This is a genomic window from Streptomyces sp. Root1310, assembly GCF_001426425.1.
Taxonomy (GTDB): domain Bacteria; phylum Actinomycetota; class Actinomycetes; order Streptomycetales; family Streptomycetaceae; genus Streptomyces.
Genome location: NZ_LMEQ01000012.1, coordinates 34,546 through 59,213, shown reverse-complemented (window position 1 = coordinate 59,213; position 24,668 = coordinate 34,546). Strand labels below are relative to the sequence as shown.

The 24,668-nt window shown below is 72.0% G+C and carries 25 protein-coding genes and 1 pseudogene; 11 read left to right on the top strand and 15 right to left on the bottom strand.

Going from position 1 to position 24,668, the window contains the following annotated elements:
• Positions 1-37: 37 nt before the first annotated feature.
• The 5 genes from ASD48_RS18400 to ASD48_RS18380 form a co-directional block, all read right to left on the bottom strand.
• Complete coding sequence (locus ASD48_RS18400; protein ID WP_057603510.1) at positions 38-907, bottom strand: PaaX family transcriptional regulator C-terminal domain-containing protein; 870 nt, start codon at positions 905-907, stop codon at positions 38-40.
• Between the two features lie 79 nt (positions 908-986).
• Positions 987-2,444: an alpha/beta fold hydrolase gene (locus tag ASD48_RS18395; protein WP_242432645.1), complete on the bottom strand. Its 1,458-nt coding sequence runs from the start codon at positions 2,442-2,444 to the stop codon at positions 987-989.
• Complete coding sequence (locus ASD48_RS18390; RefSeq protein WP_057602750.1) at positions 2,441-3,832, bottom strand: MFS transporter; 1,392 nt, start codon at positions 3,830-3,832, stop codon at positions 2,441-2,443. Before ASD48_RS18390 ends, ASD48_RS18395 begins: the two co-directional genes overlap by 4 nt.
• Positions 3,833-4,077: 245 nt before the next feature.
• Positions 4,078-4,707, bottom strand: a complete 630-nt coding sequence (locus ASD48_RS18385; RefSeq protein ID WP_057602749.1) for a sigma-70 family RNA polymerase sigma factor — start codon at positions 4,705-4,707, stop codon at positions 4,078-4,080.
• Positions 4,708-5,033: 326 nt separating this feature from the next.
• Complete coding sequence (locus tag ASD48_RS18380) at positions 5,034-5,765, bottom strand: lipase chaperone (RefSeq protein ID WP_057602748.1); 732 nt, start codon at positions 5,763-5,765, stop codon at positions 5,034-5,036.
• 262 nt (positions 5,766-6,027) lie between these two features.
• Between ASD48_RS18380 and ASD48_RS18375 the strand changes: the two genes are divergently transcribed.
• Positions 6,028-6,639 carry a response regulator transcription factor gene (locus ASD48_RS18375; RefSeq protein WP_057602747.1) on the top strand — a complete coding sequence of 204 codons (612 nt, stop codon included), beginning with the start codon at positions 6,028-6,030 and terminating at the stop codon, positions 6,637-6,639.
• Between the two features lie 220 nt (positions 6,640-6,859).
• Positions 6,860-7,243 carry a hypothetical protein gene (locus ASD48_RS18370; protein ID WP_057602746.1) on the top strand — a complete coding sequence of 128 codons (384 nt, stop codon included), beginning with the start codon at positions 6,860-6,862 and terminating at the stop codon, positions 7,241-7,243.
• Positions 7,244-7,526: 283 nt separating this feature from the next.
• Here the strand turns inward: ASD48_RS18370 and ASD48_RS18365 are convergent, their stop codons facing one another.
• The 4 genes from ASD48_RS18365 to ASD48_RS18350 all read right to left on the bottom strand — a co-directional run bounded on the left by ASD48_RS18365 (position 7,527) and on the right by ASD48_RS18350 (position 11,822).
• Positions 7,527-8,969: an ATP-binding protein gene (locus ASD48_RS18365; protein WP_057602745.1), complete on the bottom strand. Its 1,443-nt coding sequence runs from the start codon at positions 8,967-8,969 to the stop codon at positions 7,527-7,529.
• A 103-nt stretch (positions 8,970-9,072) separates the two neighbouring features.
• Positions 9,073-9,786: a response regulator transcription factor gene (locus tag ASD48_RS18360; RefSeq protein ID WP_057602744.1), complete on the bottom strand. Its 714-nt coding sequence runs from the start codon at positions 9,784-9,786 to the stop codon at positions 9,073-9,075.
• A gap of 291 nt (positions 9,787-10,077) precedes the next feature.
• Positions 10,078-10,716, bottom strand: coding sequence for a CE1759 family FMN reductase (locus ASD48_RS18355; protein WP_057602743.1), 639 nt, complete (start codon positions 10,714-10,716; stop codon positions 10,078-10,080).
• Positions 10,713-11,822 (bottom strand): LLM class flavin-dependent oxidoreductase, encoded by a 1,110-nt coding sequence (locus tag ASD48_RS18350; protein WP_057602742.1) that lies wholly within the window; start codon positions 11,820-11,822, stop codon positions 10,713-10,715. Before ASD48_RS18350 ends, ASD48_RS18355 begins: the two co-directional genes overlap by 4 nt.
• A 305-nt stretch (positions 11,823-12,127) precedes the next feature.
• On the opposite strand from ASD48_RS18350, the gene ASD48_RS18345 reads away from it, so the two are divergent.
• Positions 12,128-12,925, top strand: a complete 798-nt coding sequence (locus ASD48_RS18345) for a helix-turn-helix transcriptional regulator (RefSeq protein ID WP_057602741.1) — start codon at positions 12,128-12,130, stop codon at positions 12,923-12,925.
• Positions 12,926-13,172: 247 nt separating this feature from the next.
• Here the strand turns inward: ASD48_RS18345 and ASD48_RS18340 are convergent, their stop codons facing one another.
• A complete protein-coding gene (locus ASD48_RS18340) occupies positions 13,173-14,054 on the bottom strand; it encodes an NADP-dependent oxidoreductase (protein WP_057602740.1) in 882 nt (293 codons plus the stop codon).
• Between the two features lie 134 nt (positions 14,055-14,188).
• Between ASD48_RS18340 and ASD48_RS18335 the strand changes: the two genes are divergently transcribed.
• Positions 14,189-14,596, top strand: a complete 408-nt coding sequence (locus ASD48_RS18335; RefSeq protein ID WP_057602739.1) for a helix-turn-helix domain-containing protein — start codon at positions 14,189-14,191, stop codon at positions 14,594-14,596.
• Between the two features lie 45 nt (positions 14,597-14,641).
• Here ASD48_RS18335 and ASD48_RS18330 read toward each other — a convergent pair whose 3' ends face one another.
• The 4 genes from ASD48_RS18330 to ASD48_RS18315 form a co-directional block, all read right to left on the bottom strand.
• On the bottom strand, positions 14,642-15,580 hold the full coding sequence (locus ASD48_RS18330) for a TIGR03943 family protein (RefSeq protein ID WP_057602738.1): 939 nt from the start codon (positions 15,578-15,580) through the stop codon (positions 14,642-14,644).
• Positions 15,577-16,611, bottom strand: a complete 1,035-nt coding sequence (locus tag ASD48_RS18325; protein ID WP_057602737.1) for a permease — start codon at positions 16,609-16,611, stop codon at positions 15,577-15,579. The genes ASD48_RS18330 and ASD48_RS18325 overlap by 4 nt, the downstream gene beginning before the upstream one ends.
• 6 nt (positions 16,612-16,617) lie before the next feature.
• Complete coding sequence (locus tag ASD48_RS18320; RefSeq protein ID WP_020130060.1) at positions 16,618-17,091, bottom strand: MarR family winged helix-turn-helix transcriptional regulator; 474 nt, start codon at positions 17,089-17,091, stop codon at positions 16,618-16,620.
• 68 nt (positions 17,092-17,159) lie between these two features.
• Positions 17,160-17,642: a hypothetical protein gene (locus ASD48_RS18315; protein ID WP_057602736.1), complete on the bottom strand. Its 483-nt coding sequence runs from the start codon at positions 17,640-17,642 to the stop codon at positions 17,160-17,162.
• 136 nt (positions 17,643-17,778) lie between these two features.
• On the opposite strand from ASD48_RS18315, the gene ASD48_RS18310 reads away from it, so the two are divergent.
• The 4 genes from ASD48_RS18310 to ASD48_RS18295 all read left to right on the top strand — a co-directional run bounded on the left by ASD48_RS18310 (position 17,779) and on the right by ASD48_RS18295 (position 20,489).
• On the top strand, positions 17,779-18,117 hold the full coding sequence (locus tag ASD48_RS18310; protein WP_057602735.1) for a YnfA family protein: 339 nt from the start codon (positions 17,779-17,781) through the stop codon (positions 18,115-18,117).
• Positions 18,118-18,181: 64 nt separating this feature from the next.
• Positions 18,182-18,958, top strand: a complete 777-nt coding sequence (locus ASD48_RS18305) for an SDR family NAD(P)-dependent oxidoreductase (protein ID WP_057602734.1) — start codon at positions 18,182-18,184, stop codon at positions 18,956-18,958.
• Positions 18,955-19,206: a hypothetical protein gene (locus tag ASD48_RS18300; RefSeq protein WP_057602733.1), complete on the top strand. Its 252-nt coding sequence runs from the start codon at positions 18,955-18,957 to the stop codon at positions 19,204-19,206. The genes ASD48_RS18305 and ASD48_RS18300 overlap by 4 nt, the downstream gene beginning before the upstream one ends.
• A 26-nt stretch (positions 19,207-19,232) precedes the next feature.
• Positions 19,233-20,489: a GNAT family N-acetyltransferase gene (locus tag ASD48_RS18295; RefSeq protein WP_057602732.1), complete on the top strand. Its 1,257-nt coding sequence runs from the start codon at positions 19,233-19,235 to the stop codon at positions 20,487-20,489.
• Between the two features lie 76 nt (positions 20,490-20,565).
• Here the strand turns inward: ASD48_RS18295 and ASD48_RS18290 are convergent, their stop codons facing one another.
• A complete protein-coding gene (locus ASD48_RS18290; RefSeq protein ID WP_057602731.1) occupies positions 20,566-21,762 on the bottom strand; it encodes an RtcB family protein in 1,197 nt (398 codons plus the stop codon).
• A 205-nt stretch (positions 21,763-21,967) separates the two neighbouring features.
• Between ASD48_RS18290 and ASD48_RS18285 the strand changes: the two genes are divergently transcribed.
• From ASD48_RS18285 to ASD48_RS45320, 3 genes and pseudogenes are all read left to right on the top strand, one after another.
• On the top strand, positions 21,968-22,798 hold the full coding sequence (locus ASD48_RS18285) for a hypothetical protein (RefSeq protein WP_057602730.1): 831 nt from the start codon (positions 21,968-21,970) through the stop codon (positions 22,796-22,798).
• 118 nt (positions 22,799-22,916) lie between these two features.
• On the top strand, positions 22,917-23,888 hold the full coding sequence (locus ASD48_RS18280; protein ID WP_199875861.1) for a DUF3558 domain-containing protein: 972 nt from the start codon (positions 22,917-22,919) through the stop codon (positions 23,886-23,888).
• Positions 23,889-24,114: 226 nt separating this feature from the next.
• Positions 24,115-24,667, top strand: a pseudogene (locus ASD48_RS45320) (DUF2637 domain-containing protein); the annotation flags it as partial.
• Position 24,668 lies beyond the last annotated feature (1 nt).

Here is a 24,668-nt window from a genome sequence, read left to right as displayed (position 1 = left end):
ATGGAACAGGAGAACGGCGGAACGGCGGAACGGCCGATCAGCGCAGAGGGGTCGTCTGCAGGAGGTGGTGGGCCTCCTGGTGGGCCGGGGTTTCGGTTTGTCGGGCGACCTGGCGGAAGGTGTCCTGGGCGGGGCGGGCCGGCCAGTCCGGGGGGAGGTGGCGGGACGGGAGCCGGGGGTCCGTGCGGATCGTCCAGAGCCATTCGCTGACCAGGCGCAGGCGGGTGCCGATCGGGTCCTCGCCCGGTCCCGCGTTCAGGTGCGCCGTCCAGCGCTTGTCGAAGGAGACATAGCGAGCGGCGACGCTCTCCAGGTCCCAGGTGTCGCGGATCATGAGGCCGATGTCGGTGGCCTCGTCGGCGGAGGCGTGGAAGATCTTGACGTGGGCGGTGAGGCCGAGTTCGGCGACGACGGAGGCGACGTCGACCTTCCCCGGCGCGATCCACAGCCCGCTGTACAGCGCGCCGAACCCGGACCAGGCGAGCCGTGAGCGCAGGTCGTGGCGCTCGCGCTGGCGGGACTCGGGGAGCGAGAAGCCGAGCAGCGTCCAGTCGCCGTCCCAGTCGTCGTTGACCGCGCCCTCGCGCCAGATGCGGGTGCGGCCGTCCCGCAGTACGCGGGTCGCCTGCTCGGTGAGGCCGAAGTACATCTTGCGGCCCTCCCGCTGCCGCCGCAGCAGGCCCCGGCTGACCATGCGGGTCAGCGTGGACCGGACGGCCTGTTCACCGACGCCGACCCGGCCGAGCACGTCGATGATGCTGCCCGAGTAGACGCACAGGTCGCCCTCTTCCAGCACGTGGTTGCCGAAGAAGGCGAGCATGAGGGACTGCGGGCGCAGCTGCGGGGCACCGCCTTCCGAGGGGTCCGGCACGTCGTGTGGCACGTCGTGCGGGATGTCCTGCGGCATGGTGTCCGGGATGTCGTCGTCCTCCACGGGGGAAAGGGTACGACCGCCCGCCGGGGGGTGCGGCGGACGGTCGTGGGGGCTATCGGCGGTCGGCCGGGTGGGCGAGGTCGTACGGGCGCAGGTAGGGCGTGGGGCGGTAGGGGACGTAGCGGGTGGGGGTCGTCGGATCGGCCGCCACGGCACGGGAGTTGAGGGAGGCCGGGTCGGTTCCCCGCCAGTGCCCGGTGGAGAGGCGGTCCTCCAGGGTGTGCAGGGCGGCGAGCTGCTCGGCGGGGCTGAAGGTGCAGTGGCCCGCGTTGTCGACGTACGCCTGCCGCAGCAGGGCCGAGGACCCGGCGGCGGTCACGGCCCGGCGCAGGGCGCTCTCGGTCTGGACCGGGACGAGAGCGTCACCGACGGTGTGGACCGAGAGCTGCGGCTTGGTGAGCTCCCCGGTGAAGGAGCTGGTGCCGCTCATCCATGCCGCCGCGGCCGGGTCGGCGGCGATGCGCGGGGCCCGGTTCAGGGCGGCCAGGTCGGCCGTCAGGGACAGCCCGGCCTTCCGGTACAGCTCGGTGACCTCCTTGCGGACGGAGGACCGGCCGAGCAGCTTCGCGTAGTCGACGCCGGTGTTCCAGGACATGTTGCCGCCGGCCCGGACCTCGGCCTCCTGCCGCCGGTTGAAGGCGGCGATCTTCAGCAGCCCCTTGACGGCGTCGTACTGGTTGGCCTGCTGCGCGTCCCAGTCGGTCGCGGCGGGCCGGGGCTGTGTCGGCTGGTTCCAGACCGGGATGTTGTGCAGCGCGGCGGCGAGGGCGATCCGGGCCCGGCCCGCGGCCGTCGTCTGCGCCGAGTCGACCGCTGCCGTCAGGGTGTTCGCCGCCTCGGTGGCGGCCGTCTGGTCCGCGAGGTCCACCAGCGGGACGTCGGAGCCTGGCGCGAGGAGGGTCTTGACGGCGAAGGCCGGGTCGAGGGTGTTGTTCCAGTTGGCGACACCGCCCTGGACCAGGCCGCACAGCGCGACGGAGCCGTCGATGCGGTCCGGATGGCGTTCGGCGATGGCCGTGGTGACGAGCCCGCCGTACGACCGTCCCCAGGCGATCGTCCGCCCGGCCGCACCGAAGCGGTCGGTGAAGGCGGCGAGCGCGGCGAGCTGGTCGGGCACCGCGTCCGTCACCGCCCAGCCCGTCGTGGCGTACGAGGAGCCGACGAGCGCGTAGCCCTTCTCGATGAGGAGGGTCTTCGTGGCGTCGTCCGGGGCGTCCTGCGCGGGGTTGGCGGGACCGGACGTGTAACCGTGGCTGAAGAGCAGCACGGTTCCGTTCCAGGCGGCGGGCACGTCCATCATGTACGTCGCGCCGGAGGGGAGTCGGCCCTCGACATGGCTCGTGTCCGGCGCGGCCGCCGCCGTCGAGGCCGGAAGGGCGGCGACGGCGAGCAGGACGGCAGCCGCCCAGGCGGTGCGCGTACGGGACCGGGTGGGGACCGGCGTGCGGGAGGGGGCGGGGATACGGGTGGGGGTGCCGGAGGGGATGGTGGTGCGGGAGGGGGGCGTCATGCGGAGATCTCCTGCGTGTGGGGGGCGTCGGAGCCTTCGGCGGGGTCAGCGGCGTCGGAGAGGGAGGTCCGACTGGTCTCGCGCACGAAGAGGACCGTCACCGCGGTGATCGCGGCACCGCCGCAGAGCAGCAGGGAGACGGGGGTGCTGTCGCCGCTCCCCGCCACCAGGCTGCCGGCGATCATCGGGGAGAAACCGGCGCCGATGAGGGTGGCGCCCTGGTAGCCGAGGGAGGCGCCGGTGTAGCGGACCCGGGTACCGAACATCTCGGTGAGCAGGGCGCCCAGCGGGCCGTACATCGTGGACTGGGCGATGCCGTGCCCGAGGACGACGGCGAGGATCAGCAGCCCGGGCGACCCGGAGTCGACCAGCGCGAGGACGGGGAACGCCAGCGCCGCCGAGGCGAGCGCTCCGACGAGGACCACCGGACGGCGGCCGACCCGGTCGGAGAGCGCGGAGGCGCAGGGCAGCACGACGAGGGCGACGGCGGCGGACACCGTGAGCGCGGTGAGCACCTGCGGGCGGGCGTAGCCGATGCCGGTGGCGTACGCGATCAGGTAGCTGGTGAGCAGCGACTGGGCGGTGAAGGCGCCGATGCCGACGCAGCAGGCCAGCAGGACCGGGCGCGGCCGCCGCAGCACGTCGAGGATGGGCAGCCGCGACTCGGCGCGGTCCTTCTTCACCTCGGCGAACAGCGGGCTCTCGACGACCTTGAGGCGGACGAAGAGCCCGACGCCGAGCAGCACCACGCTCAGCAGGAACGGCACCCGCCAGCCCCAGGCCGCGAACTCGTCCTTGGGGAGGGTGACGACGAGCGCGACGACTGCGGTGGAGAGCAGGGAGCCGAGCGGGGCCCCCATCTGCGTGAAGCTGGACCACAGTCCGCGCCGCCGCTCGCCCGCGTGCTCGACGACCATGAGCGTGGCACCGCCCCACTCACCGCCGATGGCGAGGCCCTGCACGACCCGCAGGGTGATCAGCAGCACCGGCGCCCACACGCCGATCGTGTCGTACGTGGGCAGCAGTCCGACGAGGAAACTCGCGCCGCCCATCAGGCCCATGGTGAGCAGGAGCATCGACTTGCGGCCGAGCCGGTCGCCGAAGTGCCCGAAGAGAATGCCGCCGAGCGGGCGGGCGACATAACCGGCGGCGAAGGTGCCGAACGCGGCGATGGTGCCGACGGCGGGATCCGCGCCGGGGAAGAACAGTTCGCCGAAGACGAGCGCGGCGACGGTTCCGTAGACCAGGAAGTCGTAGAACTCCACGGCGGTGCCGAGCAGTCCGGAAGCGGCGACCACGCGCAGCTGCCGGGTTCGTTCGGCGGCCGTGGACGGGGAGGGGGAAGGGGAGGCGGACGGTGAAGGTGATGCGACGGAGGACGAGGGCATCGCGGTCTCCCTTGAGCGGGGGAAGGACACCGTGAAGTTAGGCCTTCAAATAACCGCCGTCAAGAAAGTGCACAACATTGATCCATGGTGCGGGGCCGGGTGCGGGGACGGGGGGTGGGTGCGGGCCACCGCCTCCGGCGGAGAACGGTGACCCGCCCCGGGTCGCGTCGGAGCCGACACGGTCGTACGGGTCGGATGGACCGCATGGACCGTGCGGACCGTGCGGACCGCATGGACCGTGCGGGTCAGGCCACGAGAGTGGCCCGTTCGTCCGCCGGCTCCTCCTCCAGCAGGTCCGCCAGGGTCGCCCGAGCCCGCGCCACGCGCGACCGCACGGTGCCCACCGGGCAGCCGCTCGCCTCCGCCGCCTCCGCGTAGGGCAGGCCGGCCAGCTGTGTGAGGACGAACGCCTCCCGCCGCTCGGCCGGCAGCGAGGCCAGCAGGTCCAGCAGGACGACGCCGTCGTCGAAGCCCGGCAGGTCGCGGGGCTGGGCGCGCTCGGCGGCGAGCTGCCAGTCCGGTACGTCGGACAGCCGGGGCCGGGTGGACGCGTACCGGTAGCTGTCGATCACCGCCCGGCGGGCGATGGACAGCAGCCAGGAACGGGCCGAGGAACGGCCCTCGAACCGGTGCAGGCTGCCGAGGGCGCGCAGGAAGGTGTCCTGGGCGAGGTCGTCGACCGCCTGGGGATCGGCGCACAGGTGGGAGACATAGCGCAGGACGTCGCGGTGCAGAGCGCGTACGAAGCGCTCGACCGCGTCCGCGTCACCGGCCCGGGCGGCGAGCGCCCACGCGGTGATCGACTCGTCGAGTGCGGCCTGTGACAGATGGGAGGTGTGGGGTGCCTGGGGTGCCTTCACGGCAGACGTGATCACCTGGTGTCCTTCTCGGATCATCCACGAGGGCATGAGGGTGAGACGGCCCCACGCCCGTCTGCACGGGCGTACGGCCGTGGCCCGGGGCGCACAGGGGCAGCCCCGGGTCTCCTGCTGCCGGCCCGTCGTCAGACATCGGACATCAGAAGGCTGACGTCACAAGTCAGAAGTCAGACGTCCGATGCGACGTCCGATGAGACGTCAGAAGTCCGATGAGACGTCGCACGGCGGATGCCCCGACGTCGGATGTCGGTCGTCAGATGTCGGTCGTCAGATGTCGGTCGTCAGATGTCAGAGGTCAGAGGTCAGAGGTCAGAGGTCTGATGTCAGGCGGCGGCAGCGGTCCCCAGGGGCGGACCCCGTGTGGTGATCGCGTGGGTGAGAAGGAGCAGCCGGGGTGCTCGTGCCGACCGGCGGCGGCGGAACCGGATCCGTGGCCGTACCGGGGTGACGGGCACGGCGAGCAGCAGGCGCAGCGGCGCGGCCAGCCGTCCGGCCACCGCCCGCAGAATCCGGAACGCGGCCTTCTCGCCGTGCGCCAGCCACAGCCCGCACAGCAGCGCGGCGAGAAGGTGGGCGGCGAGCATGCCGAACGAGGAGGAACCGCCCTGTGAGATGCCCTCGCCCAGGTGACTCATGTGGCCGATGTGACTCATGTGGCCGATGTGACTCATGTGGCCGATGTGGCTCACATGATCCATATGCCCCATAGCCATGCCCATGCCCATGCTCATGTCCATGGAGTCCATGTGCATCGAGCCCATACCCATGGCGCCCATGCCTTCGGACGCCGCGGCACCGGACCCCGGCACGGCCAGCGAGAACGCCGAGTGCAGGGCCGTCTGGGCGGCGACCACGACCGTCACGATCAGCGGCAGCCCGCGCTCCCGGCCCGCCAGGCTCCAGCCCGCGATCCCGGTGACGGCCACGCCCGCGGCCAGCGCCCACGCGGGCACCTCGACCCCGGACATCATCACGTGGCCCAGGGCGGCGAGCAGCACGCAGACAGCCGCGAACAGCGCGGCCCGTAACGTGCGAGTACACCGCCCAGCAGTCATGGCGCCTCATCCTCGCATTCGGACACCGCCCGTCGTACGGGGGTACGGAATTCGCCCCCGTACGGAACTCAATCCGCCGCATATGACCTGCCTCACCCCCCCCCGGCCCCCTCCCCCTCCCCCTCCCTTGCCTCACCCCCTGCGGATCACGGCGCACGGTTCCCCCGAAGGGTCTAGTCCACCGCGCAGAAGTCGCCCGTCCCGCGGACGCTGGGACGGGGCGTGTCTGTCGTGCCATGTCCATCGAGCAGCGGAGGTGCCCGTGAGCGGTTGCGCCGACCGCGTGCGGATCGCGGTCATCGGGGACTGCCCCGTCTTCCGGCACGGCATCTCGAACCTGATCAGCGCCGCTCCCGACCTCCACCTGGTCGCGGCCGCACCGTCGATCGAGAGCGCGGACGGCACCCTGCGCGGCGCGCAGGTCGTCCTGATGGACCTCCAGCAGCCCGCCCCGAGACTCACCGCGGCCGTGACGAAGCTGCACGGGCGAGGACATGCCGTCCTCGTCATGTCGTCCTCTCCGCAGATCGACGCGGTCCAGGTGATCCGGGCGGGAGCGAGCGGCTATCTGAGCCGGCAGGCGGAGGCGCACGAGGTACTGAGGGCGATCCGGACCGTGGGATCGGGCCGTAGCTATGTCTCCGCACCCGCCAGCCGTCTGGTGGGACTTTCCCCTCGTTTCACGGACCGGGAGCAGGAAATCCTGCGCCTGCTCGCGAATGGTTCAACGGACCACGAAATCGCCGTCGAATTGGGCATCAGCAAACACACCGTCCATTCGCACCTCGACCGAATCGGCGAGAAAACGGGCTCCCGACGCCGCCCCGATCTGACCCGGATCGCCGTGGAACACGGTCTCACCAGCCTGGAATAGAGCCCTTCGCGAGCCTCGCCGTGAGGGGTGCCGCGAGCTCCGCCGCGAGGGGTGCCGTGGGTAGTCCTACCCCGTGCGGCGTGGGCATTTAACACCCTTGACCTGCGGCGATCGAGCGCCGATCTTGGGATAGGACCACTTCACCGCGTCCGTCGGAACAGCGAACAGGCACTAGCCCTCGGGGCCATTCGCAGCCTGAGCCGACAAGCTAGGAGAAGTTATGCGTAATCGTCTCGCAATCATCGCCGCCGCGGCGGTGCTCCCCCTGACCGCCGCGATATCGCTCGCGGCGGCGACCCAGGCCGGAGCCAATCCGAACAGTCCAGTGGTCACGGTCACGGGTTCCGTCGAGGACTGCCCCAACGGAACCAGCCCGAACAAGGTGACGATCACGACGAACGCGGAAAGCCGGACCGACAAGACGGACGTCGATGACACGGGCGAGTACTCGATCAAGTTCACGAAGATCGCCAAGGCCGGGAACACGGCCTCGGTCACCGTGAACTGCGGCACTGCCAGCTCGTACAAGGCCGACTCTTTCAAGATCAAGCGGCCCGCCGACGCGAACTCGACGACGCAGGAGCACGACATCGAGGCTCCGTAAGCCTTCCCACCGCACCCCCGGCCGGGCCCCGCCGCCGCGAGGCCCGGCCGACGCGCGCCCGGACTGCCCATGCCCTCGGAGCCCCCCATGGCTTCGGACTGCGCATGGCTTCGGAGCCCCTGTGGATTCGGGGTGCCCATGGCCTGGGGCTGCCCCGTGGCCTGGGGCTGCCCCGTGGATTCGGGGTGCCATGGCCTGGGACTGCCCCATGGATTCGGGGTGCCCATGGCCTGGGGCTACCGGCTACCCCCGACCTCGGGGCGCCCATGGCCTTGAGCGGCTCTCAGCGGACGTCCTCGCCCGGCCCGTCCGGCTGCCCGCCACCCACCGTGAACCCGATCACCGAGCCGCCCCCCGCCCGCCGGAAGGCGAAGGGCCCGCCCCCGTGCGCCAGCGCCACCTCGCGCACGATCGACAGGCCCAGCCCCGAGCCCGGCAGGGAGCGGGCGTCGGCGGCGCGGTAGAAGCGGTCGAAGACGCGGGTCAGATCGGCCTCGGCGATGCCGGGGCCGCGGTCGAGGACCTCGACGCGGACGACCCCCGGCCGGGACGGTCCGCTGACGGCGATCTCGACGGGAGCCCCGCCCTCGCGGTCGAACTTGGTCGCGTTCTCCACGAGGTTGGACACGGCCCGCTGGAGCATGGCCGGCCGCCCGTAGAGGGTGGTGTCACCGCTCGTCCGCATCAGGACCGGCCGCCCGGTACGGCGCCGGGCGAGGCCCGCGACCTCCTCCGCGATGTCGGCGAGGTCCAGCCGCCGCGGCGGCTCGGTGTCGGACTGGCCGGCCGCGAGGTCGACGAGCTCGTTGACCAGGTCGGTCAGTTCCCGGGCCTCCTGGGTCAGATCCGCCACCAGTTCGTCACGGGTGTCCGGCGGCAGCTCGTCGATGCGGCGCAGCAGCGAGATGTTCGTACGCAGTGAGGTCAGCGGCGTACGCAGTTCGTGGCCCGCGTCCTGGACCAGCCGCCGCTGGTCCTCCTCCGACTGGGCGAGCCTGCCGAGCATCCGGTCGAAGGCGCGGCCCAGCCGGCCCACCTCGTCGTGGCCGGTGACCGGCACCTGCACGCCGAGCCGGCGGGTGCGGGCGACGTCCTCGGCGGCGGTCGTGAGGATCACCAGTCGGTGGGTGATGCGCCGGGCCAGCCACCAGCCGAACAGCCCCGCGGCCGTCACCACCGCGATCATCAGGATCAGCGTGCGCTGCTGGAGGGCCCGCAGCAGGTCCTCGGTGTCGCTGAACTCCTGCGCCACCTGCACCGCGCCCCGGCCACCGCCCAGGGAGACGGTCGCGATGCGGTAGACGTCGCTGCCGACGTCGACGTCCTTGTGCTCGGCGATCCGCCCGGCCGCCGCGGCCGCCGCGATCGTGCGGTCGGCGGGCCGGACGGGCAGCCCGGGGCTGCCGCTGTCCACGACCGAGCCGTCCGCGCGCAGCACCTGTACGTCCGTACGGGCCGGCCGCACGATGTCGTGTCCCGGCGCGGACGAGGAGAAGTCCTCCGGCGCCATCCGGTGGTCGCGCACCTCGTCCCGCAGGTCCTGCACGACCTCGTCGAACACCGATTCCTGGTCCACCCGGACCAGCCGGGCGGCCGCCGAGTACGACAGGACACCGACGAGCACGGTGACCGCGGCCGTCACGGCCGCGAAGGACACCGCGAAGGTGGTCCGCAGCGACACCAGCTTCGGCCGCGGCCGGGACAGCGACCGACGCAGACGACTCACTCGCGTCCTCGTCTCACTGTCACCCTCGCCTCACGCTCGCCCTCGCCCTCGTCATCGCCCTCGCTGGACCTCGTCCCTCGTCTCGAGCGCCGGCCCTCGTCCCTCAGTCTTCCCGAAGGACGTACCCCACCCCGCGCACGGTGTGGATCAGCTGCGGGGCACCGGGCTGGTCGAGCTTTCGGCGCAGATAGCCGACGTAGACGGCGAGGTTCTTGGAGCCGGGACCGAAGTCGTAGCCCCAGATACGGTCGTAGATCGTGGAGTGGTCCAGGACGATCCCGGCGTTGCGCGCCAGCAGTTCCAGCAGCTCGAACTCGGTCCGGGTCAGCTCCAGCTCGCGCCCGCCCCGCCACGCGCGCCGCGCCTGCGGGTCCATCCGCAGGCCGGCCGCCTCCACCTGCCGCTCCGTGCCCCGCTTCGGGGCTTCGGGCAACGGCACGGCGGCCTCGGGGGCGGCGTCGGGGTTGGTGCGGCGCAGCAGCGCCCGCAGCCGGGCGAAGACCTCCTCGACGTCGAAGGGCTTCACGACGTAGTCGTCGGCGCCGGCGTCCAGACCGGCGATCCGGTCGGCGGTCTCGACCAGCGCGGTCAGCATCAGGATGGGCGTGCGGTCGCCCTCGGCGCGCAGCACCCGGCAGACCTGGAGCCCGTCGATGCCGGGCATCATCACGTCGAGGACGAGCACGTCCGGCGGGTTCTTGTGGGCGTGCGCCAGCGCCTCGACGCCGTCGGCGACCGCGGTCACCCGGTAGCCCTCCAGGACCAGGGCGCGTTCCAGCGCGTTGCGGATGGCACGGTCGTCTTCGGCGAGCAGCACGGTGGGAGACACCAGGCCAGTCTGCCAAGGCCTCCGGCGGTTGGGCGGTGGGGAGGGTCCTGCGATCACCCTTCTTACTGGGCTCTCACCGTCCGGCCGGGTGTGCGTACCCGGGGGCTGCCGCCCCCGGACCCCCGCATCGGCCCGAACGGCCTCGTCCTCAATCGCCGGACGGGCTGGATATCCCGCCCGGCACTCAGGAGGACGGCGCCACGACGCAAGGGGCTCGGAAGGCAGCGCCGGACGGGGCTGGGTTCGCCGTCCGGCGCTCGGGGGATCCGTGGTCGGCCGTTACCGGGCGGCCAGGGCCGCCAACTGCTCGGCGAAGGGGACCACCGTGAACTCGCCCTTCTCGCCCTTCTCGGCCTTCGTCGGTCCGGACGGCGTGGACGCGGCGGACGCAGCGGACAGGCCCGTCATCAGGGTCGACAGCTCGGCCGCCGCCCGCTCGATCCGCTCGGGCAGGCCCTCCGCGCCCCAGTCCTCCGAGGCGGCGTAGACGGCGGTCGGGACGACCACGGCGCGCAGGTACGAGAACAGCGGCCGCAGGGCGTGCTCGAGCACCAGCGAGTGCCGCGCGGAGCCGCCCGTGGCGGCGATCAGCACCGGCTTGCCCGCCAGCGCGTCGGGGTCGACCACGTCGAAGAACGACTTGAACAGGCCGCTGTACGACGCGGAGAACACCGGGGTGACGACGATCAGCCCGTCCGCCGCCGTCACCGCGGCCAGCGCGGCCGCCAGCTTCCGTCCGGGGAAGCCGTTGGTGAAGTTGTGGGCGATCTCGACGGCGAGGTCGCGCAGCTCCACGACCTCCACGTCCACGTCCACCTCCGCAGGGGTGCGCCCGGCGGTCGCGGCCGCCAGCCGGTCGGCCAGCAGCCGGGTCGACGACGGGACGCTCAGCCCCGCCGAGACGACGACGAGCCTCATGCGACGTTCACCCCTTCCTGGGTGGTCCGGGCGGCCTGGGCGGCCTTGAGCAGCGACTCGTGGGTCGGCGCGTCCGGCACCTCGGCCGGCCGTCCGACGGCGAACTCCTTGCGCAGCACCGGCACGACCTCCTCGCCGAGCAGGTCGAGCTGCTCGAGCACGGTCTTCAGCGGCAGCCCCGCGTGGTCCAGCAGGAACAGCTGGCGCTGGTAGTCGCCGGCGTACTCGCGGAACTTGAGCGTCTTCTCGATGACCTGCTCCGGCGTACCGACGGTCAGCGGGGTCTGGTCGGTGAAGTCCTCCAGCGACGGCCCGTGACCGTAGACCGGCGCGTTGTCGAAGTACGGCCGGAACTCGCGCACCGCGTCCTGCGAGTTCTTCCGCATGAACACCTGCCCGCCGAGTCCCACGATGGCCTGCTCGGGCGTGCCGTGTCCGTAGTGCGCGTACCGCTCGCGGTACAGCTCGACCATCTGCCTGGTGTGGTCGGCCGGCCAGAAGATGTTGTTGTGGAAGAAGCCGTCGCCGTAGAACGCGGCCTGCTCGGCGATCTCGGGCGAGCGGATGGAGCCGTGCCAGACGAACGGCGGCACGTCGTCCAGCGGGCGGGGCGTAGAGGTGAAGCCCTGGAGGGCCGTGCGGAACTTGCCCTCCCAGTCGACGACGTCCTCGCGCCACAGCCGGCGCAGCAGGGCGTAGTTCTCGATGGCGAGGTTGATGCCCTGCCGGATGTCCTGGCCGAACCAGGGGTAGACCGGGCCGGTGTTCCCGCGCCCCATCATGAGGTCGACGCGCCCGTCGGCCAGATGCTGGAGCATCGCGAAGTCCTCGGCGATCTTCACCGGGTCGTTGGTGGTGATGAGGGTGGTGGAGGTGGAGAGGACCAGCTTCTCCGTCCGCGCGGCTATGTAGCCGAGCATCGTCGTCGGCGACGAGGGGACGAACGGCGGGTTGTGGTGCTCACCGGTGGCGAAGACGTCGAGGCCGACCTCCTCGGCCTTCTGCGCGATGGCGACCATGGCCTTGATCCGCTCGCGCTCGGTCGGCGTACGGCCCGTGGTGGGGTCCGGCGTGACATCGCCGACGCTGAAGATCCCGAACTGCATGGTCGCTCAACCTCCAAAGTTGTTGACCGTTAAACTATACCGGCCAAACACCTCCTCCGTCTCCTGTATTCCGCCGCCCGGCGCGAGTGCCGGGGGCGCGGTCCGTACCGCAGTCCGTACCGCCGTTCATGGCGCTGCGGGTGCGGCTGCCGCCGGCGCCGTCGGTACGGCTGCCGCGGGCACCGTCGCCACCGCCGTGGATCCGCCGTCGGTGGCGCTGCGGGTACGGCAGTCGGTGGCGCCGCCGATACCGCCGTCGATCCGCTGTCGGTGGCGCTGTCAGTGGGCCGTCCTACGATCCGGACATGGCCACCCCACGCCGTGACACCCGAGGCATCGTCGACGCGGCGGACTTCCTCGCACGCGTGCGCTTCCGCCGCCCCGAGCCGGCCCCGCCCCTGCGCCCCTACGTCGAGCACTACTGGCTGATCGACTGGGACCTGGCCGAGCCGTACGTCTCCCACGTGGTCCCGCACCCCGCCGTCCACCTCGTCTTCCAGCGGTTCGAGGGGCGCGAGCCCTTCGTCGAGATCGCCGGCGTCCAACAGGGCCTCTTCAGCCAGAAACTGGAGGGCCGGGGGCGGGTGTGCGGCGTCAAGTTCCGGCCGGGCGGCTTCCGCCCGTTCGCCCCCGAGCACCCGGTCTCCCACTGGACGGGCCGCCGCGTCCACCTCACCGGCACCGACCCGGCCCCGGTGCTGGACCCCGCAGACGAGGAGGCCCGGGTGGCGGCCCTCGACGCACACCTCCTGGCGGCCCGCGTCCCCCGCCCGGACCCCCAGGCCGAGCTCGCGATGCACCTCGTCGACCGCGTCCGCACCGACCGCGCGATCCGCAGGGTGGCGGACCTCGCGAGCGACGAGGGACTGTCGGTACGCCTGCTCCAGCGTCTGTTCGCCGCGTACGTCGGGGTGGGCCCCAAGTGGGTGATCCTGCGCTACCGCATCCACGAGGCCCTGGAGCGGGCGGAGGCCGAGAAGACGGTGGACTGGGCAGCCCTGGCCGCGGACCTGGGCTACGCGGACCAGGCCCATCTCGTCCGCGACTTCACCACGACGGTCGGCGTCCCCCCTGCCGCGTACGCCAGACACCGCGGCCCCTGAGCGACCCCGAGCCGAGCCGCACGCGGCTCGGCTCGGGGTCGTGCAGGAGGCCAGGACCACCGGGCCGGGGTTGACAGGAGGCCAGGACCACCGGGCCGGGGTCGAGCTCCGCGGCCGGGCGCAAGTACACCCCCCCCCGCCCCCCAACCCCCCCACCACGTCCCACCACCCACGCGATTTCGCCCGCCACACACACCCACCGTTGCCCGCCCCACCCACCGGCCCGGGGTCGCGGCTCGGCCGCCCGCTAGGGCACCAGCACCAGTCGACCCCGCACCCCGCCCTCCGCCAGCCGGGCGTGTGCCTTCACGGCGTCCTCCAGGGCGAACGTCTCGGCCACCCGGAGGGTCAGCTCGCCCGCGTCCACCGCCCGCACCAGCTCCGCCAGCCGGGCCCCGTCCGCGCTCACCTCGACGGCGTCGGTCCGCACCCCCCGCTCCGACGCGGGCTGGGCCTGCGGAATCACGCCCACGTACGCGCCCCCGTCCCGCACCAGGGCCAGCGCCTCGGCGCCCAGCACCGCCGCGTCCAGCACCGCGTCGAAACTCCCCTCGCCGCCCGGGAAACGCGTGGCCCCCAGGGACCGGACGAACTCCTCGTCCTGCGCCCGCGCCAGCGCGACGACCGTCACCCCGCGCCGTGCGGCCAGCTGGAGGGCATAGCCGCCGACCGCTCCCGCACCGCCCGTGACCAGCAGCGAATCCCCCGGCGACAGGGCCAGCAGATCCAGCGCCTGCGCGGCGGTCAGCGCGTTCAGCGGCAGCGTCGCCGCGTGCACCGCGTCCACGGAAGCCGGCGCGAGCGCCACCGCGTCCGCGTCGACGACGACGTACTCCGCGTGGGTACCGAGCGGCTCGACCATCCCGTAGTCGAGCGCCACGACCTCCTCCCCCACGTTCCACGCGGCGGCCACTCCCACCGCGTCCACGGTCCCGGCGACGTCCCAGCCGAGTCCGACCTGCTTGCCCGCGCCGCCGAAGACCCCGGAGCGCACCCCGGCGTCCACCGGGTTCAGCGCGGCCGCCGCCACCTTGATCCGCACCTGCCGGGCGGCCGGCTCCGGCAGTTCCGCGTCCACGAGCTCGACGGCCTCGGGCCCGCCGAACGTCCGCACCACTGCTGCACGCATGACAACTCCCTTGGATTGGCGGGTACTTGCGTGTACCGCCCGCGTCCCTCTTGTTGTCACAACCCTAGGAAGAGTTACTATCCAGGGGGAAGTAGTTACCTGAAGGTGCCTACGTCACCACGAGGAGAGTCACCATGGCCACCACGACCGCCGCCCAGCGGCGCGAGCAGGCCCGCAGCGAGTACGACGCCTTCCTCCGCAGCTGCCCGACCAACCAGCTCCTGGACCGCCTCAGCGACAAGTGGGTCAGCCTGGTCGTCTCGGCCCTCGCCCCCGGCCCCCAGCGCTACAGCGACCTGGCCCGCAGGATCGCCGGGGTGAGCCCCAAGATGCTCACCCAGACCCTGCGCACCCTGGAGCGCGACGGCATCCTGACCCGCACGGTGACCCCGTCCGTCCCGGTCCGCGTCGACTACGAGCTGACGCCGCTCGGCAGCAACCTCGCCCTGCTGCTGACGGCCGTGAAGGACTGGGCCGAGAACCACTTCGACGAGGTCCAGGCGGCCCGCCGACGCTACGACGCGGACGGCGCCGACGTCTGAGCGGCGCCGCCCGGTGCCGTGCCCTGCCGTGCACTGCCATGCCGTTCAGGAGGTGAGGGGCACCGCGTCCATGTACGCGTTCGACGGCTTGCGCACCTTCCGCACCCCCCCCGCGTTCAACGCGACCTCCGCCGACGACGTGCCCAGCGTGCCGCTGCCCTGCCAGATCCCGGTGACGTTCACCCAGGTGTCGGCCTTCGGCGCCGCGATCCCCCGGACCAGCACCTTCACGGACGACGCGTCCGCGGCGCAGCAACTGACCATGATCCGGGTCAGGTACCAGCCGTCCCGCGTCCCCGGGGCCGGGGTGACGAAGCCGGTCATCACGACCAGGCGGCCCCTGACGGCCCGCGACCGGTCCTGCTGCACCCGCTGGGTGAAGTCGGTGAGCGTGATCGGCAGCGGGGAGGTCGCGGGCAGCGGATCGAAGGCGTCGTCCTGGACGGCGACGGCCTTCGCCGGCTCCCGCGAGGCCGTGTAGGAGCCGAGCGCGGGAGGCGCGTAGAAAAGCAGGCTCAGCACGGGCAGGAACAGCAGCCAGGCGACCCGCGGAACACGGGAGTGATCGTGCCCGTGCCCGTCCCCGTGCCCGTCCCCGTGCCCGTCCCCGTGCCCGTCCCTGTGCCCCTCGGGCGCGGGGCCCACATGCCCGTGCCCCGACCCACCGTGCTCATGGCCGCCGTCCCCCTCCCCGCCATGCCCCGACTCTCCGTACCCGTGGCCGCCACGCCCCGAGCCACCGAGCCCCTGGCCGCCGTCCCCCTGCCCGTCGGCCTCCTCCTCCGGCGGCGCGGCCCACGCCTGCGTCACCGGGGCGGCCCACGCCTCCGCCACTCCCAGCACCAGCAGCAGCACCCCGGAGGCGATCAGCAGCGGCCGCATCCCCTCCTTGACGTACCGCAGGTACTCGTCCGTGAACAGCGAGGTGTGCAGCAACCCCAGCCCACCCAGTACCAGCAGCCCCACCTGCACGAAACGCCTCACAGCAGCACCCCTCCGATCAGCGCGCTGCACACCACGGCCACCACCGCCGTGGCCGCCGAGAACCGCACCGCGAAGGCCCGCCCGAACGTGCCCGCCTGGAGCGCGATCAGCTTCAGGTCGACCATCGGCCCCACGACCATGAACGCCAGCCGCGCGACCGGCGAGAACCCGCTCAGCGACGCCGCCACGAACGCGTCCGCCTCGCTGCACACCGCCAGCAGGATCGCCAGCGCCGCCAGGAACAGCACCGACAGCCACGGCGAACCCGCGAAGGTGTCGAGCAGCGTGCGCGGCACCGCCACGTTGAAGGTCGCGGCCGCCATCGCCCCCACCACCAGGAAACCCCCCGCGTGCAGGAAGTCGTGCTGGAAACCACGCCGGAACTCCGTGAACCGGCTGCGCCCCGGAACGTGCCCGGTGTGCCGGACGACGGAGCGCTTCAACCACTCCTCGCGCCCCAGCCAGAGCCACAGCCAGCCCATCGCGGCAGCGGTGACCAGCGAGGCGAGCAGCCGGGCCAGCACCAACTCCGGACTGCCCGGGAAGGCGACGGCCGTGGCCGTCAGCACCACCGGGTTCACGGCGGGCGCCGACAGCAGGAACGCGAACGCGGCGGCCGGGGTGACCCCCCGCCCGATCAGACTGTTCGCCACCGGCACCGACGCGCACTCGCACCCCGGCAGCACCACACCCGCCATCCCCGCGACCGGCACCGCCAGCGCGGCCCGCCTCGGCAGCAGCCGGCTGAAGACCCGGGCCGGCACGAACGCGTTGATCGCCCCCGACAGGGCCGTGCCCAGCAGCAGGAACGGCAGCGCCTGCACGGTCACGGCCAGGCACACCGTCCGCCACGCCTGCACCGCCGGCTCGTCCAGCGACCGCCCGACGAGCACCAGCAGCACCCCGGGCACCACCGCCGCGCCCAGCAGCAACAGCGGCCAGTGCCGCGGCAGCGCACCCGCCGGGCGGGCGTCCGCCGCCCGCACTCCCTCGGCCGCCGCCGCGGACGGCCGTATGTCCGTCTCCTGCATCCCGCCCTAGACCCGGCCTTCCCGCAACCGTGCGACCTGCACCGCGCCGAACTCCACCGTGCGCCGCATGTGCCGCACGATCACCGCGAGTTCGCCGTCCTCCAGATCCTCGAAGAGCGGCATCCAGTCGCCGCCCAGCCGCTCCCACATCCGTGTGAACTCCGCGATCCGCTCCGGCACCGTCACCACGAGGACCCGCCGCCGGTCGGCCGCGTCCCGCTCCCGGACGACGTAACCCGCCTTCTCCAGCCGGTCCACCAGCCGCGTCGCCGACCCGGTGGTCAGCCCCGTCAGCTCGGCGACCCGGCCCGTCGTCACCGGCTCCCGTTCCAGCATCAGCAGGTTCAGACACTGAAGGTCCGTGGGATGCAGCCCGAGACGGTCGGCGAGAGCCTGGTTGAACAGCGCGTACGCGGCCACGTACCGACGCGACACGACGGACAGCTCGTCCAGCAGCCGCGAGCGCACGTTCCCGGACATCGCACCCCTTCGTCGGCACCGCCGTCAGCGCCGTCCGCAGATCGTACGACGCTCCGCTCCCCCGACCGTCAGAAGAAGTAGGCGTCCCCGGTGTCCAGGACCAGCACCTGCTGCCGGTCGTTGGACCGGTTGCGGTCCACCGCCCCGCCTCCCCACAGCGTGTCGACGGCCATCGTCACCTCCGTCGGCCGCCCCCTCAGCCACACCCGCAACGCGATCCGCTCACCCGGTCCGTCCGCGGCCAGCGCCCCCGTCCGGCACACCACCTCCTGCCGGCCCGTCCGCGCGCAACCGGCCGGCAGCCGCTGCGCCCCGGCCGCCAACGGCACCGACCAGCGCAGCCGCACGGTCGAGTCGGAGACGTCCGCCGGACCGTGGTTGCTCGGGGTCAGCCCGATGTCGACCCGGCCGCCGCGCATGACGGCGGAGCCGTGGTACGACAGGTCCGCCTCGGTCGCCTCCCCGGCCGTCCCGGCCGCCCGCGCGGGCGCGGCCGCCGCCCCCGCCGCCAGCACCGCAGCCCACACCGCGAGACCTCGCATCCAGCGCATGCCACCACTCCTCGATTCCTCGATCGGAAACCGCCCGGGTACGAAGCGCCGGGTACGAAGGGGATGTATCCCACGCCCGGCGCCCGGCAGGCGCCCTCCAACAGGTGACAGCACCCGGTCGTGCCAAGCTGCCCACATGTTCGTCCTCCGGTCCGCCGCCCTGTTCGTCGTCGCCGCGCTCTTGGAGATCGGCGGGGCCTGGCTGGTCTGGCAGGGCGTACGCGAGCACCGGGGCTGGCTGTGGGCGGCCGGCGGTGTCCTCGCCCTCGGCGCGTACGGGTTCGTCGCCACCCTCCAGCCCGACGCCCACTTCGGCCGGATCCTCGCCGCGTACGGCGGCGTCTTCGTGGCCGGCTCGCTGCTCTGGGGCGCGGTCGCCGACGGCTACCGCCCCGACCGCTGGGACGTGGCCGGTGCCCTGGTCTGCCTCGCCGGGATGGCCGTGATCATGTGGGCCCCGAGGAACGGCGGCTGACCCCGATACCCTGGGCGGCAGCCGGTCGTATGAACGAACACCCCCCTTGTACGAGGAGCAGCCCATGGCCACCGCCGCACCGTCCGCCGCCTCCCGCATCGCCGTCGTCACCGGTGCGAGCAGCGGAATCGGCGCCGCCACCGCCCGGCAGCTCGCCGCGGCCGGCTACCGGGTCGTGCTGACCGCCCGGCGCAAGGACCGCATAGAGGCGCTGGCCGAGGAGATCACCCGGACGGGCGGCTCCGCCACGGCCTACCCGCTGGACGTCACCGACCGCGGGGCGGTCGACGAGTTCGCCGGCGCCTTCAAGACGATCGGCGTCCTCGTCAACAACGCGGGCGGCGCGCTCGGCGCCGACCCCGTCGCCACCGGCGACCCCGCCGACTGGCGCACGATGTACGAGACGAATGTCCTCGGCACCCTCAACGTCACCCAGGCACTGCTCCCCAAGCTGGTGGCGAGCGGGGACGGAACGGTCGTCGTGGTGTCCTCGACCGCCGGTCACGGGACGTACGAGGGCGGCGGCGGCTATGTCGCCGCCAAGCACGGTGCCCACGTCCTCGCCGAGACCCTCCGCCTGGAGATCGTCGGCCTGCCGGTCCGCGTCATCGAGATCGCCCCCGGCATGGTCAGGACCGACGAGTTCGCCCTCACCCGCTTCGGCGGCGACGCGGACCGGGCCGCCAAGGTCTACGAGGGCGTCGCCGAACCCCTCACCGCCTCCGACGTGGCCGAGACGATCGCCTGGGCGGTCACCCGTCCCAGCCACGTCAACGTCGACCTCCTCGTCCTGCGTCCCCGCGCCCAGGCGTCCAACACGAAGGTCCACCGGGAGCTGTGACGGCCGAGGAGGAGGCGACGGCCGAGGAGCCGGGGACCGCGGGCCGGGACCCGGACACACGGGAACCGGACGCACGGGACGCCCTCTCACCGGCACCGCTCTCGCCGGAACAGCGGTCACTGGAGCAGCGCCGCCTGGTCCAGGAGACGAAGAACGAGCGCCACATGTGGGTCTTCCTGGCCTACTTCCTCTTCGGCATCCACATCGTGGCGTTCGTGATGATCTACGCGGTACGCCACGCGAAGTGACGGCCGCCGCGCCATAGGGTTTCCATGTGGACAGACACATACCGTTCGAGACGCTGCACAACTTCCGTGACCTGGGCGGATATCCGACCGGCAACGGCCACCGGGTACGCGCGGGCCGCCTGTTCCGCGCGGACTCGCTCGGCAAACTGCGACCGGACACCCCGGACTGGGACCGCTTCCTCGCCCTCGGCGTCGGCACGGTGATCGACCTGCGCCATCCCTGGGAGATCGAGGCGCGGGGCCGGGTACCGCAGGACGACTCCTTCACGTACCGCAACCTCAGCATCGAGCACCGCCCCTACGACCAGGCCGCGTTGACCCCCGACGTGGACCCGGGTCCGTACCTCTCCGCCCGCTTCATGGAGGTGGCGGAGGACGGCACGAAGGAGATCGCGGCGGCTCTGGAGCTGGTGGCCGAGGCGCGGGAGGGGCTGGTCTTCCACTGCGCTTCGGGCAAGGACCGTACCGGCCAGCTGGCAGCGCTGGTCCTGGGCCTGCTGGGCGTCCCGGACGAGGTGATCGTCGAGGACTTCACCCTGACGGAACTGGCGACCCCGGCCCTGCTCGCCGACTGGCGCGCGAGGAACGACGGCCGCTCCCCGGTGTGGCCGTCCTTCGGCCGGGCCCCCGAGTCGGTGATGCGTCTGTTCCTGGAGGCGCTGCGGGCCCGTTACGGCTCGGTGGAGGCGTATGTGACGCAGGCTCTCGGCATGGACGTGGAGGCCCTGTCGGCGACCCTCCGCGCCCGCCTCCTGGAACCGGCCCCCACCTCCTGGCCGGAGTTGACCCACCGCAGGGCGGAGCCGCTCGACGCCCCCGTCCTGGTCCGCCTGCGCGACACGGCGGCGCTGTGGCAGCTGGCCCGGGGCATCGAGCAGTGGCAGCCCGGCGAGAAGAGCGCGGCCCACTTCGTCGACCGCATGCGCGAGGGCGAGGTCTGGCTGACGTACGCGGACGGCGCGGTCGTGGGCGCCTTCGAGCTCTGGTGGGACGATCCGGCCGCCTGGGGCCCCCGCCCGCCCGAGGCCGGCTACATCCACCGCCTGATGACGACCCCGCACACCGCCCCGGCGGGGACGGGCCGCAGGATGCTGGCCCAGGCCGAGTCCCGCATCACCGCGGCCGGCCGCCCGTACGCCCGCCTCGACTGTCTCTCCACCAACCCCCGCCTGCGCGCGTACTACGAGTCCGCGGGCTACACGGTCGTCGGCGAACAGCGCGCCAAGGAGGGCGGAACGGGAAGCCCGTACGCGGTGACCCTGCTGGAGAAGCGGCTCGGCTGAGAGAGACGCGTGAGGGGCCCGGGCCGAAACCGGCCCGGGCCCCTCACCGGCAGGCGTCAGCCGCGGTCCCGCGGTGTCAGCCCTTCACGCACACGACCTGCTTCAGCTTCGCCACGACCTCGACCAGGTCGCGCTGCTGATCGATGACCTGCTCGATCGGCTTGTAGGCGGCCGGGATCTCGTCCACGACGCCGGAGTCCTTGCGGCACTCCACGCCCTGCGTCTGCTCCTCCAGGTCGCGCGTCGAGAATCGGCGCTTGGCCGCGTTGCGGCTCATGCGCCGGCCCGCGCCGTGCGAGGCCGAGTTGAAGGCCTTCTCGTTGCCGAGGCCCTTCACGATGTACGAACCGGTGCCCATCGAACCGGGGATGATGCCGTACTCGCCGGAACCGGCCCGGATCGCGCCCTTGCGGGTCACCAGCAGGTCCATCCCGTCGTAGCGCTCCTCGGCGACGTAGTTGTGGTGCGCGCTGATCTCCTGCTCGAAGACCGGCTTCGCCTTCTTGAACTCCTTGCGGATCACGTCCTTCAGGAGCGCCATCATGAGCGTGCGGTTGTACTTCGCGTACTCCTGGGCCCAGAACAGGTCGTTGCGGTAGGCCGCCATCTGCGGGGTGTCCGCGACGAAGACGGCGAGATCGCGGTCGACCAGGCCCTGGTTGTGCGGGAGCTTCTGCGCCACCCCGATGTGGAACTCGGCGAGTTCCTTGCCGATGTTCCGGGAACCGGAGTGCAGCATCAGCCAGACGGAGCCGGTCGTATCGGTGCAGACTTCCACGAAGTGGTTGCCGCCACCGAGGGTCCCCATCTGCTTCACGGCCCGTTCCTCGCGGAACTTCACCGCCTCCGCGACGCCGTCGAACCGCGCCCAGAAGTCGTTCCACCCGCCGGTGGCCGTCGGCCCGTGGAAGCGCTGCGGGTCGACCGCGGTGTCGTGCATCCCCCGGCCCACCGGGATGGCCTGCTCGATCTTCGAACGGAGCCGCGAGAGATCGCCGGGCAGGTCGTTCGCCGTGAGCGAGGTGCGGACGGCGGACATTCCGCAGCCGATGTCGACGCCCACCGCCGCGGGACAGACGGCGCCCTGCATCGCGATGACCGAGCCGACCGTCGCGCCCTTGCCGTAGTGGACGTCCGGCATGACCGCCAGTCCCTTGATCCACGGCAGGGTCGCCACGTTCCGCAGCTGCTGGAGCGCGCCCTCCTCGACCGACGCCGGGTCGGCCCACATACGGATGGGTACCTTCGCGCCCGGCATCTCCACGTACGACATGTCGTCCTCATTCCCCCGGAATAAATACAAAAGCCTTAGATCGCAAAACTGGTGCCAAGGTCAACGAAAAGGACAGCGGACCGGCATCCACAGCTCCACGTGCGATACACATTGTCTCCAGGGGCCGCCCCCGTCCGGCAAGCGAATAACCAGCGGGGACACCGGCAGCCATCCACATCACCCGAACTGTCGAGAGGAGCCGACCGTGCAGCGGAAGGCATACGTACCCGGCGTCGTCGCGCTCCTCGCGGCGCTGCTGGCCGGCTGCACCGGCGGTTCGGACGAAGGCGGCTCGACGGACAACTCCAACCCGGGCGAGGCGGGGACGGCCGCCGCCGTCGCGCAGCCCGGCAAGTACGACACGCTCCCCGAGGCCTGCGGCGTGGTGAGCCGGTCCACCCTCGACTCGCTCCTCCCCGGCATCAAGCAGCTCGCCGACGAGACACAGCGCGACACGGCCTACGCGGGTGAGGCGACCCAGACGTTCGACACCGACCGCAAGGTGGGCTGCCGTTGGAAGGTGGAGTCGACGGACGCCACCGACCATCTCCTCGTCGACTTCGAGCGGGTCGTCTCGTACGACAACGCGGTCAGCGACGACAACCAGGCCGAGGCCCTCTTCGCGCAGAGGGTGACCGCGGCCGACCTTCCCGCACCCACCGCCTCCGCCACCGGCGCGGCGACCGGCTCCCCTTCCACGAGTCCGAGCATCTCCCCCTCGACGACGACCTCCCCCTCCGCGAACGCCTCCTCCTCGGCCTCGCCCTCGGCCTCCTCCACCGCCACACCCGCCGACCTCCAGCCCCGCCTGCTGGAGGACCTGGGCGACGAGGCGTTCATCGACGACGCGCTCAGCAGTTCCGGTTCGACGGCCAAGCAGCGCACGGTGACTGTGGCGTTCCGCACGTCCAACGTGATGGTGACCATCCAGTACGAGGAGCAGCCGACGACCGTCGGCACGGTGCCGGACAGCGAGGAAATGCAGGACAAGGCCCGGAAACTGGCCGCGCAGCTCGCCGACTCACTGGCCGGCTGAGGGCACTTCGGCCCGGTTCGGACCCCACCCGCAAAGCCCTGGAAGCGGAACCGCACAGCTTCTTCACCGACTACGGTGGCCCCTCGGACCCGATCCGACCGCAGGAACCACGAGCGTCATGAGTGAAGGAACCATGCAGCGACGAGCCCAGCGAGACGGCCAGTTTGACCAGCGCGAGCAGCGTGCCGAGCGAGTGAGGCGTGCCGGAGGGCTGAACCGCCTCCTGGCCGCGGCGGTCGCCGTCCCGGTGATGCTGATCGCCGCGGGCTGCTCCTCGGACTCCGGCTCGGGCGCCGACGCGAAGGACGCCGCCGCGTCGGCCGGTGCCGGTTCCGGCACCGACTCGGCGGCGAGCGCCGCGCCGACCGTGCAGGCGGCGGCGTACAAGACGCTGCCCGAGGCGTGTGCGGCGGTGTCGAAGAAGACGCTGACGGAGCTGGTGCCGAAGGGGGCGTCCAAGGGCAAGGAGGGGACGTCCAGCGACACCGCGGCCCGCGCCAGTTGCTCCTGGTCCAGCCTGGCCAACAACGGCGTGAAGGGCTCGCAGTTCCGCTGGCTGAACGTTTCGCTGCTGCGCTTCGAGTCGGACGCGACGACCGGTGACGGCGAGTCGCAGGCGAAGACGTACTACGCGAAGCAGGTCAAGGACGCCCAGGCGGTGTCGGGCGCGAAGAACGTCAAGTCGGCGCCGGTGGCCGCTACGGGTGACGAGGCGACCTCGGTACGCTACGACCTGAAGAAGTCGGAGGGCGCCTTCAAGCAGCAGACCGTCGTGGTGCGTGTCGAGAACGTGGTGCTCACGCTCGACTACAACGGTGCCGGTCTGGCGGGCGACAAGGCGCCGAGCGCGGAGACCCTGACGAAGTCGGCGGAGAAGGCGGCCAAGGAGGCCGTGGGTGCCGTGCGGTCGGCCAACGGCGAGGGTGGCAGCGGCGGTTCGGACACCTCGGGCACCAGCCCGTCGCCGTCCGGGTCGGGCTCCTCCGCCCCGAAGGCGACCCCCTCCAAGTCGGCGTCGGCGACCCCGAAGGCGACGGCCTCCAAGGCGGCCGCGGCGGCCCCGAAGGCATCCGCCTCCGCGAAGAGCTGACGGACCGGCAACACGTGCGCCGCACACATGTGCCACCCTGTTGCGCGCAAGAACACGCAAGGGGAGGGGAGTACGGGTGTCCGCGCCAATACAGCTGACCCGGACGCACCGCGTTCTCATCGGCGTGGTCGTGACCGGCGCCGTGATCATCGCCGGAATCGGCTTCGCCGGTTCGTACGCGGCCGTCCGGGAACTGGCCCTCGAGAAGGGCTTCGGCAACTTNGAGATGTTCGAAGGCGGAACTATACAGCTGACCCGGACGCACCGCGTTCTCATCGGCGTGGTCGTGACCGGCGCCGTGATCATCGCCGGAATCGGCTTCGCCGGTTCGTACGCGGCCGTCCGGGAACTGGCCCTCGAGAAGGGCTTCGGCAACTTCTCGTATGTGTTCCCGATCGGTATCGACGCGGGAATCTGCGTCCTGCTGGCCCTGGATCTGCTGCTGACCTGGATCCGCATCCCCTTCCCGCTGCTGCGGCAGACGGCGTGGCTGCTGACGGCGGCGACGATCGCCTTCAACGGCGCGGCGGCCTGGCCGGACCCGCTGGGCACGGGTATGCACGCGGTGATCCCGATCCTGTTCGTGGTGTCCGTCGAGGCGGCCCGGCACGCGATCGGGCGGATCGCGGACATCACGGCGGACAAGCACATGGAGGGCGTGCGCCTCACGCGCTGGCTGCTCTCCCCGCTGCCCACCTTCCTGCTCTGGCGCCGGATGAAGCTGTGGGAGCTGCGCTCCTACGAACAGGTGGCGTACGTTCCCGAACTGCGCGGTGACGN